The sequence below is a fragment of the Sphingobacterium nematocida genome (assembly GCF_900168125.1).
GTDB classification, from domain to species: Bacteria; Bacteroidota; Bacteroidia; order Sphingobacteriales; family Sphingobacteriaceae; genus Sphingobacterium; species Sphingobacterium nematocida.
The window spans coordinates 1-1,907 of sequence record NZ_FUZF01000037.1 but is presented as its reverse complement, the minus strand read 5'-3'; the positions used below and the strand labels follow the sequence as shown (position 1 = coordinate 1,907).

The following is a 1,907-nucleotide window of genomic DNA, read 5'->3' as shown; positions in this document are numbered from 1 at the left end:
TGGGTAAAGAAAGATTAGCAGCATAAAAAAAGTCTCTCATTTTTAGTTGCAGTTCCAGTTTCTCAACAACGGATAAACACTCTGAAGGCCTAATCAAATATAAAAAGTTCTTCTATACCTACTTCCAAAGCTGTTGCTATTAAATGTATAGTATATACAGATGCTGTAACGCGTCCGTTTTCAATTCGACTTATTGCTTGAAAGTCTTTGAAACCAATTAGAGCTGCTAAATCACCTTGGGTTAGTCCTTTGTTTTCTCGTAATTGTTGAATTTTCGCTCCGAGTTGCTTCCGAAATTTTATTTGTTTCTCGTCCATTTATCTAAAAACCGACTTTGTTAGATATTTTTACTAAACATATTTGTTTAATTAAATTATGACTCCTATATTTGTTTTATCATTCATAATGGTAGGCGTGAGAAACCTAAAACCAAAATGAATGAGAAGTATAGACTTAAATAAAATTCGTAGATATTCAGATAGGACCTCCCTTATTTTTTTAGGGTCGTGGTCGCGTAGTTTCTCACGCTCAACCATTGAGCAAGGGAGGTTCCTTTTCTGTTCATTATATTTTACTGGCAACCTGAAAAACTGGCTTTTTAGGCTGTTGATTTGCCCCCCAGAATAATGTGTTTCATTAATCATTTAATTCATTCTACGTATCGGTTGTACCGTATAAAAACCAATTATTTCTTTTAGCGCACGCTCTAGGTATACCGATAGGATTTAAATCATTTAATTTATTGACAGATAGTGTTTAATGGTCTTGTGTCTGAAACAAGACTTTCCATCTATTTGTCGCTAATATAGCTTAAATATGAAACATTATTTTAGGGGTGGAAGAGAACTGGCCGTTGGCCAAGGTGACAAAGTAACGAAGTTATCCCGATATGACATCGGGACAGGCGTACGTGACAGAGATCTTTCTAGTCGCCCAAAAGACATCAATTATAGACTGCTTAAATTCGGGACAGGTGCCCGTTATCAAACCCCAATAGATAAAAATAGACTGCTTCTATCGCTTGGGCGATATCGCAGTGACGATAGAGTGTGTGAAGGTGATGAAAGCCTTCGTACTACGTTCGAACTGGCTTCGCCTTTGCTTCGGCCGTACAACACAGATTTACCACGTATTCAACACATGTTTAACACGTTTGCATCGGGAATACTCGATGAAAACGTGATGAAAAGGTGTTCCGGAGGTAATGAAACTCCGAAGCTGGTACTGAGCATGTACGAATCTGATCAGGAGACAGCCGACTTGGCATCTAATGTGTACCAACTTAGTTCTACCCAGGTTCTACCTTCGTTCTGCTTTTGTTCTACTTCGCTTCGTTCAGCGCGTGACCGTGCTGTGACGCGGCTCCGATCGCTCATCGGAGCGGCATCGCGGATCCATCGCAGCACCATCGAAGAGTCATCGGAGCAAGGTAGTACTTGGTTAGGTCTTGGTAGGTTCCAAGTAGGCTCTTTCTCTGCTTATTCGTGGCCTATTGGTTACTTTTCCTATGGTCTACAACCAAGGAATAAGCAAAGAACAACCGAAGAACAGGCAAGCAAAGACCAAGGAAAGAACAAGCAAAGTCCGAAGAATAAGCAAGGAATCAGTAAGGCTAGTGTATCGTCTTCTAATACACTCTTAATACACTGTTATTACTTCGAGCATACTTGGGGTATACTTAGGGCATACACTGAGGACGCTTCGACTGTTGTTGCAGGATGGTTTGGCCGTAACTCGAGGCAGCGTCGCACCTGGGTGCTGACATGCTCGGGATTCGTTCGACGGTTGTTCGGGACCTGTTCGGTAATACGTCGAATGGAACTGCAACTAAAAATGAGAGACTTTTTTTATGCTGCTAATCTTTCTTTACCCAACAGCATTTCTTCCATTTGCCTAGGTGTTTTGTA

The 1,907-nt window shown here is 40.9% G+C and carries 2 protein-coding genes; one reads left to right on the top strand and one right to left on the bottom strand.

What is annotated here, in order from left to right; translation table 11 throughout:
• Positions 1 to 89: 89 nt before the first annotated feature.
• Positions 90 to 317 carry a helix-turn-helix domain-containing protein gene (locus B5X76_RS21520; protein ID WP_079645977.1) on the bottom strand — a complete coding sequence of 76 codons (228 nt, stop codon included), beginning with the start codon at positions 315 to 317 and terminating at the stop codon, positions 90 to 92.
• Positions 318 to 816: 499 nt separating this feature from the next.
• On the opposite strand from B5X76_RS21520, the gene B5X76_RS21510 reads away from it, so the two are divergent.
• Positions 817 to 1,907: hypothetical protein (locus B5X76_RS21510; protein ID WP_139375449.1), on the top strand; the 1,091-nt coding region annotated here is incomplete at its 3' end.